This is a genomic window from Vibrio sp. PID17_43 (genome assembly GCF_002608565.1).
GTDB lineage: Bacteria > Pseudomonadota > Gammaproteobacteria > Enterobacterales > Vibrionaceae > Vibrio.
On record NZ_LIXM01000045.1, the window covers coordinates 1 to 6,586 of the forward strand.

General features: G+C 43.3%; 6 protein-coding genes, 6 tRNA genes and 1 rRNA gene. 10 read left to right on the top strand and 3 right to left on the bottom strand.

Going from position 1 to position 6,586, the window contains the following annotated elements:
- The first annotated feature begins 24 nt into the window (after positions 1 to 24).
- From rrf to AK965_RS19940, 3 genes are all read left to right on the top strand, one after another.
- Positions 25 to 141 (top strand): 5S ribosomal RNA (rrf, locus tag AK965_RS19930).
- A gap of 65 nt (positions 142 to 206) precedes the next feature.
- Positions 207 to 283 (top strand) — tRNA-Asp (locus tag AK965_RS19935).
- Between the two features lie 60 nt (positions 284 to 343).
- A tRNA-Trp gene (locus AK965_RS19940) sits at positions 344 to 420 on the top strand.
- A 432-nt stretch (positions 421 to 852) separates the two neighbouring features.
- Here the strand turns inward: AK965_RS19940 and pssA are convergent.
- Positions 853 to 2,193, bottom strand: coding sequence for a CDP-diacylglycerol--serine O-phosphatidyltransferase (gene pssA / locus AK965_RS19945; RefSeq protein WP_099081223.1), 1,341 nt, complete (start codon positions 2,191 to 2,193; stop codon positions 853 to 855).
- A gap of 71 nt (positions 2,194 to 2,264) precedes the next feature.
- Complete coding sequence (locus tag AK965_RS19950) at positions 2,265 to 2,696, bottom strand: GNAT family N-acetyltransferase (protein ID WP_099081228.1); 432 nt, start codon at positions 2,694 to 2,696, stop codon at positions 2,265 to 2,267.
- A 101-nt stretch (positions 2,697 to 2,797) separates the two neighbouring features.
- Between AK965_RS19950 and murB the strand changes: the two genes are divergently transcribed.
- Positions 2,798 to 3,841, top strand: coding sequence for a UDP-N-acetylmuramate dehydrogenase (murB, locus tag AK965_RS19955; RefSeq protein ID WP_099081224.1), 1,044 nt, complete (start codon positions 2,798 to 2,800; stop codon positions 3,839 to 3,841).
- Complete coding sequence (gene birA, locus AK965_RS19960; RefSeq protein ID WP_099081225.1) at positions 3,838 to 4,803, top strand: bifunctional biotin--[acetyl-CoA-carboxylase] ligase/biotin operon repressor BirA; 966 nt, start codon at positions 3,838 to 3,840, stop codon at positions 4,801 to 4,803. The genes murB and birA overlap by 4 nt, the downstream gene beginning before the upstream one ends.
- A gap of 8 nt (positions 4,804 to 4,811) precedes the next feature.
- Here the strand turns inward: birA and coaA are convergent, their stop codons facing one another.
- Positions 4,812 to 5,735: a type I pantothenate kinase gene (gene coaA, locus AK965_RS19965; protein ID WP_099081226.1), complete on the bottom strand. Its 924-nt coding sequence runs from the start codon at positions 5,733 to 5,735 to the stop codon at positions 4,812 to 4,814.
- Positions 5,736 to 5,942: 207 nt separating this feature from the next.
- Here coaA and AK965_RS19975 point away from each other — a divergent pair.
- The 5 genes from AK965_RS19975 to AK965_RS19995 all read left to right on the top strand — a co-directional run.
- Positions 5,943 to 6,018, top strand: a tRNA-Thr gene (locus tag AK965_RS19975).
- Between the two features lie 49 nt (positions 6,019 to 6,067).
- A tRNA-Tyr gene (locus AK965_RS19980) sits at positions 6,068 to 6,152 on the top strand.
- Between the two features lie 34 nt (positions 6,153 to 6,186).
- Positions 6,187 to 6,261 (top strand) — tRNA-Gly (locus AK965_RS19985).
- Between the two features lie 13 nt (positions 6,262 to 6,274).
- Positions 6,275 to 6,350, top strand: a tRNA-Thr gene (locus tag AK965_RS19990).
- A 103-nt stretch (positions 6,351 to 6,453) separates the two neighbouring features.
- Positions 6,454 to 6,586: GTP-binding protein (locus AK965_RS19995; RefSeq protein ID WP_249263060.1), on the top strand; the 133-nt coding region annotated here is incomplete at its 3' end.

Sequence of the window (6,586 nt, forward strand, 5' to 3'; positions counted from 1 at the left end):
AAAGTGAAACCGAAACAGAATTTGCTTGGCGACCATAGCATTTTGGACCCACCTGATTTCCATGCCGAACTCAGAAGTGAAACGAAATAGCGCCGATGGTAGTGTGGGGCTTCCCCATGTGAGAGTAGGACATCGCCAGGCTTTTAATTTAAGGTACTTGTTCTGAACGACAAGTATCGGATAAAACAAAAGTTTTATCTCCGTGTGGAGCGGTAGTTCAGTTGGTTAGAATACCGGCCTGTCACGCCGGGGGTCGCGGGTTCGAGTCCCGTCCGCTCCGCCATTTATTCAGACAGCCTTGCTTTTAGCAAGGTTTTGTCAAATCTACAGTTTGTAGATTTACAGGGGTGTAGCTCCAATTGGCAGAGCAGCGGATTCCAAATCCGCGTGTTGGGAGTTCGAATCTCTCCACCCCTGCCATATTTAAAGCCTCAGCAGAAATGCTGAGGCTTTTTTACATCTGTTGTTTTTCAATGTGATTATTGCGAGAGCTAGGCATCTCGTTGTGCAAAAACTCACTCGGCTCTCTGGAATGCCAGGCCACTCTTGCCATTTTCAAGGCTCTAGCAGAAATGCTGGAGCCTTTTTCGTTCATGCTACTTTTTAAACTGATGTTGGTGATGGAACGCCAGTTCAGTCGAATAAACAGTTGAACCTACCCTAGTTATCGTCAAATCTTATGGCTGTTTGTCATTCTTTACTAGGTTCAACGTGATAGTCACTTGAGATGCCGAAGTAATATTCTCAAGGTATTTTATTACCCTCTCAGAATGAATTTGTACAAAACCCTTGTTAAGAAGGCACAAAATAAAAAAGCCCAACAGAAGTTGGGCTTTGAATAAATAATGTGAACTATAGAATGCGTTTCAGTACACCATCTGCTTTTATTCGCGTAACTTTTCGAACTAACTTTTGTACACTGTGAGGGTAGTCTTCAATTTTCTCTAACTGTTTGTAAGTACAGATGAGCTGAGTGTGTTCGAGAATGTTGGCAACTTCTTGTTCAAACTTATCCGTTAGTTTTGCATAGATGTCTTGTACTAATAGGCCATTTTCCAAATCTAATGACCACGCTCTAGGGTTTAAATTATTACCTGTGAGCAGCATGTAGCGCTTATCAACCCAGATACCTTTTAAGTGGAAGCTGTTATTATCGTGCTTCCATAAGTGGATAGATAGCTTACGAGCGGCGATGTTGGCTTCGTTTGCTTTTGCGAAGCGGCGTAAGTTGACTTCATATAAATACGGTAGGCCACCAATGGTTTTGAACTCTTCCTCTGGAGATATATAGAAGTCGTTCGCTGTCTTATCTCCGACCACGATCGTGACTTTTACGCCTCGTTTCATTGCACGTTTTACTTCGCGATTAATGGCTTTTGGGAAATTAAAGTAAGGTGTGCAGATGAAAATTTCGTTTTGTGCCGTAGCAAGTAGCTTAACAATTTGTTGATTGAGTAAATTACGACGTTTGCCTAAGCCCACAAGAGGGGTGACTTTTACTTCCTCTTCAGAAATATTTTCAGAAGTAAACTCGTAGCTTGCTCGTGCAAGAGAAGAGCGGAATTGGCGGATAGCCGTTTTGATCTCTTTTGTTTCTGGTTTGTCGTTATCGGCCAGATTATTGACTGCTGGGTGGGCAATCATTTCATCTTGGACGAACTTAACCATTGAATCTGCAAGTGTTGCATGTTGGATCACGTGGTAGCGGTCGAAGCGGTAGCGATCATTATATTGCAGGTATACATTGTTCAGGCTTGCACCGCTGTAGATTACGGTATCGTCGACAATGAAGCCCTTCAGGTGTAGAACACCAAAGACTTCTCTTCCGCGCACAGGAATGCCGTATACAGGAATAGGATGCTGATATTTTTTGGCGAATGCTTTATAGAGTGCAGAGTTTCCTTCTGATGACTCTGCACCAATCAAACCACGCTGAGCTCGGTGCCAATCTACACAGATATTGATGTCCAACTGAGGATTACGCTGTTTTGCTTCATAAAGCGCGGTGAAAATTTCACGTCCAGCATCATCATCTTCCAGATATAGAGCGACTAGGTAGATTCGTGACGTTGCTTTGCTGATTGCATCGAGAAGACGAGTTCTGAAAGTTTCTGCTGCATGCAGAACTTCAAAGTCTTCAGGCTTAACAGCAAGACTTGGCAACTGTTCGAATGGATTCCTACTTACTATCATATCGGTGTGAGTACCTTAATTAAGTGCAATATTGCGAACCTGCTATTTTATCAAAGATATGATTTCTCTGGCTACAAAACCGTACCCTTTGAAGGGGAAGATGCCATGAATTGCATCGGAATGAGATCTTTACCGCTATCCACATAGCGAGAAAAGGCTATTTTCAATGAGTTTGGTAGAGTATTGCCGGAAATGCTTTTAAATCCATACTGTGAGTAATAGTTTTCTAAATGTTGAAATGCAAAGCAGTAATCGCCATGACGGAAAATATTTTCTTCGCAATAGCTTAAGAGAGCCTTTCCAACCCCAGTCCCTCTTGCCTCTGGAATAACCAGCATGCCCGTCAATAGCCGAGAGGTATCGACACTTTTCATTCGCAGTAAAGCGAGGATATTACTATCTACGCTAGCGGTAACGATTAATTCATCACGCTTTGCTCGTCCAGCGGGATAATGAGCCTTATACAGCCGTTTAATGAGAGGCAATTTGATAGGATTTAACACTTCTATGATTAATGAGTTTGGTATTGTCACTGCGGCTCAAAGATAACTATTGTAGAATGTTCACAGTTTACGGGAATCTCATCTGGCGTTGCAAACTCACTATGCAAATAAAGAAACATGCGAGCCTTAAGGCTTATCACACATTTGGTATCGAACAAACCTGCTCCTATTTAGCGATTGTTGATTCGATCGAAGACGTTATCCAATTACTTAAAGATGAGTCCTTGAAAGGTCTACCTAAACTCTTCTTAGGTAAAGGCAGTAATATGCTGTTCACGGAGCACTACGATGGTGTGGTCATCATTAACCGATTGAAGGGCAAATCCATAACCGAAACAGCAGAACATTATCTCCTTCACATCGAAGGGGGGGAAGATTGGCCTGAATTGGTGGCATGGAGTGTAGAGCAAGGAATGGGAGGAATAGAAAACCTCGCCTTGATCCCTGGATGTGCAGGTTCAGCACCAATCCAAAATATCGGCGCATATGGTCTAGAACTGCAAGATGTCTGTGAATATGTGGATGTGCTAGACCTTACCACGTTTGAGATTAAACGAATGACGGCGGATGAGTGTGAATTTGGCTATCGCGATTCGATATTCAAGCACGCTTTGTATGAAAAGTGCTTTATTGCTGCTATTGGACTCAAGTTAGCGAAAGCGTGGAAACCAATTAATCAATATGGCCCACTGCAGAGTATTGCGGAAGATCAACTCAGTCCCTTATCGATCTTTGAACGAGTTTGCCAAGTTCGCATGGAGAAATTACCCGATCCAGCGAAAGTAGGGAATGCGGGGAGTTTCTTTAAAAATCCAGTGATCTCGCAAGATCATTATGATCGACTGGTTGCAGAGCATAGCAATATGGTGGCTTACCCGGCACCAATCGGGATGAAAGTGGCAGCTGGCTGGCTTATCGATCAGTGTGGGTTGAAAGGTGTGTCTGTAAACGGTGCCCAGGTTAATCCACTTCAAGCGTTAGTTTTGACTAATGTCGATAACTGCAGCGCCAGTGATGTTGTGTCATTAGCATCGTTAGTGAAAAAGGCGGTCTGGGATAAGTATCAGATAGAGCTTGAGCACGAAGTGCGCTTTATGGATCGGTTCGGCGAGACCAACCTTGCTAAAATTGAGGCTGCACAATGAGAAGCGAACACTCTACCAAACTTCATATTTTAAAAACGCTTAGTGATGGTGAGTTCCACTCTGGTGAGGCGCTCGGGCAAAGTTTGGGGATTTCTAGAGCGGCGATCGCCAAGCATGTTAAAGGTTTAAATGACTGGGGCGTTGATCTTTATCGTATTCAAGGCCGGGGTTACCAACTTGTTCAGCCTCTTCAATTGTTAAATGAAGGTAAGTTGATAGAGAGCATTACGACACCAGTCGAGCTCATTTCGGTGATTGACTCTACTAATCAGTATTTGCTTGAACGTGTTAATGAATCTGAAAAAGGCCGTGTATGTTTGGCTGAGTATCAAGCAAGAGGAAGAGGGCGACGTGGACGTCAGTGGATATCGCCTTTTGGTACCAATTTGTATTTGTCGATGTATTGGCGTTTAGATGCTGGAATGGCCGCTGCAATGGGCTTGAGCTTAGTTGTTGGTATTGCGACAGTAGAAGCCATTGAAAGTATAGGCATTCAGGGTGTAAAACTTAAATGGCCTAATGATATTTACTACCATGATAAAAAACTGGCAGGCATTCTGGTCGAGATGTCCGGACAAGCAGGAGGTGCTGCGCATCTAGTGATAGGTATGGGCCTCAATATTGGTATGCCAGAACGACAGCCTGGAATTGACCAACCTTGGACAACCTTAAATCAAGTCAGTGGTGGCTTAGTGATTGACCGAACTCAGTTGGCGATTAAATTTATAGAGCACTGGAAGAGAGCGCTAGAGGAATATGAAATGACTGGGCTAACGGGTTTTGTTGTACGTTGGAATCGTCTTGATAATTTCTTAGGCCGTTCTGTGAAGTTACTGATGGGTCCTCGAGAAATTTATGGTGTCGTACAGGGTATTGATCATCAAGGAGGCGTGGTTCTCGAAACCGAAAACGGATTGGAGACCTACATTGGTGGTGAGATCTCCTTGAGAAAGAGTGACTGATCGCAGAGCTATTTTCGTAGAGAAACCTTGTCTACTAAGTGATTCTCTCCTTTATGTAAGATTAAATGGGCTCTTTCTCGGGTAGGAAGAATGTTATGTTCTAAGTTGAGCCCATTAATGTCTTGCCATATTTGCTTTGCTTTATTCTGCGCTTCTTCAACTGATAGTTGTGTGTAGTGGCTGAAGTAAGACCCTGGTTTAGTGAAGGCACCTCTACGGAACTTTAAAAACCTTTCGACATACCATTGCTCTATAATCTCACTGTCCGCATCAACATAGATAGAGAAATCCAAAAAGTCAGAAACAAAAACGCGATGCGGATCATGTGGATAGTCCATACCACTTTGCAGTACGTTTAGCCCTTCAATGATCAGTACATCTGGTCTATCTACACATTTTAACTTTTCCGTAATATCGTAGGTAATATGAGAGTAGACAGGGACTTCTAAATTGGGTTTACCTGCCTTCACATCAGATACAAACTCGACCAATCGCTTAATATCGTAAGATTCTGGGAAGCCCTTACGGTGCATAATACCCTTTTCTTCAAGCACGCGCTTAGGGTACAAGAAGCCATCAGTTGTGACCAATGCGACTTTAGGATGATTCTCCCAGCGAGATAGGAGGGCTTCTAGAATACGAGCGGTTGTGCTTTTTCCAACCGCGACACTGCCAGCAATGCCGATAACAAAAGGTGGAGCGTGTTCTTCTGTATTGAGAAATTGTTGCAGCACAGAGTTGCGACTTTGGCGTGCTTGTACATACAAATTCAGTAGGCGAGACAAAGGAAGATAGATTTCTACCGCTTCCTCCATTGTGAGGTTTTCATTTATGCCTTGAAGTGCGATCAAGTCATCTTCAGAAAGTGTCATTGGGACAGAGTTTCGCAGCTCTGCCCATTCAGCACGGTCGAATGACAAAAATGGACTCATGGGTCTCGTTTATCCTTGGTTTAATTGAGAGCAAAAACATACATCAAGCGTCGTTTAAAGCAAACGACAAAGCTCTAAAGTTTGTGGTAAAAAATAATGATTGTGTAAATTTTCAACAAATGAGTTCAAAAGAACGATATTTACGTTTTTTTTTTAAATTTCCTATTGCAACATAGAAAATCATTCAATAGAATGCGCACCACTTATGCCGACTTAGCTCAGTAGGTAGAGCAACTGACTTGTAATCAGTAGGTCACCAGTTCGATTCCGGTAGTCGGCACCATTCTCTCCTGTATCTATGAAATGTTGTAGTGAGAATGGATTGAAATTTTGGAGGGGTTCCCGAGTGGCCAAAGGGAGCAGACTGTAAATCTGCCGGCACTGCCTTCGATGGTTCGAATCCGTCCCCCTCCACCATATTCTTTAGGAAATAGCTCTCAGAGTTACGTGTGCGGGCATCGTATAATGGCTATTACCTCAGCCTTCCAAGCTGATGATGCGGGTTCGATTCCCGCTGCCCGCTCCAATCAAATTTGAGTGCTGATATAGCTCAGGTGGTAGAGCGCATCCTTGGTAAGGATGAGGTCGGCAGTTCGAGTCTGCCTATCAGCACCAGCTCTCAAGTTATTTCCTTTTGATATAAGATTTACCAATTATCTTTTTTGGTTGCGTGGTCATTTTTTGGGGCCACCTAAATCCGTACCTAGAGGGACTACTCATGTCTAAAGAAAAATTTGAACGTGTAAAACCGCACGTAAACGTTGGTACTATCGGCCACGTTGACCACGGTAAAACAACTCTAACTGCAGCTATCTGTACTACACTTGCAAAAGTATACGGCGGTGCTGCTC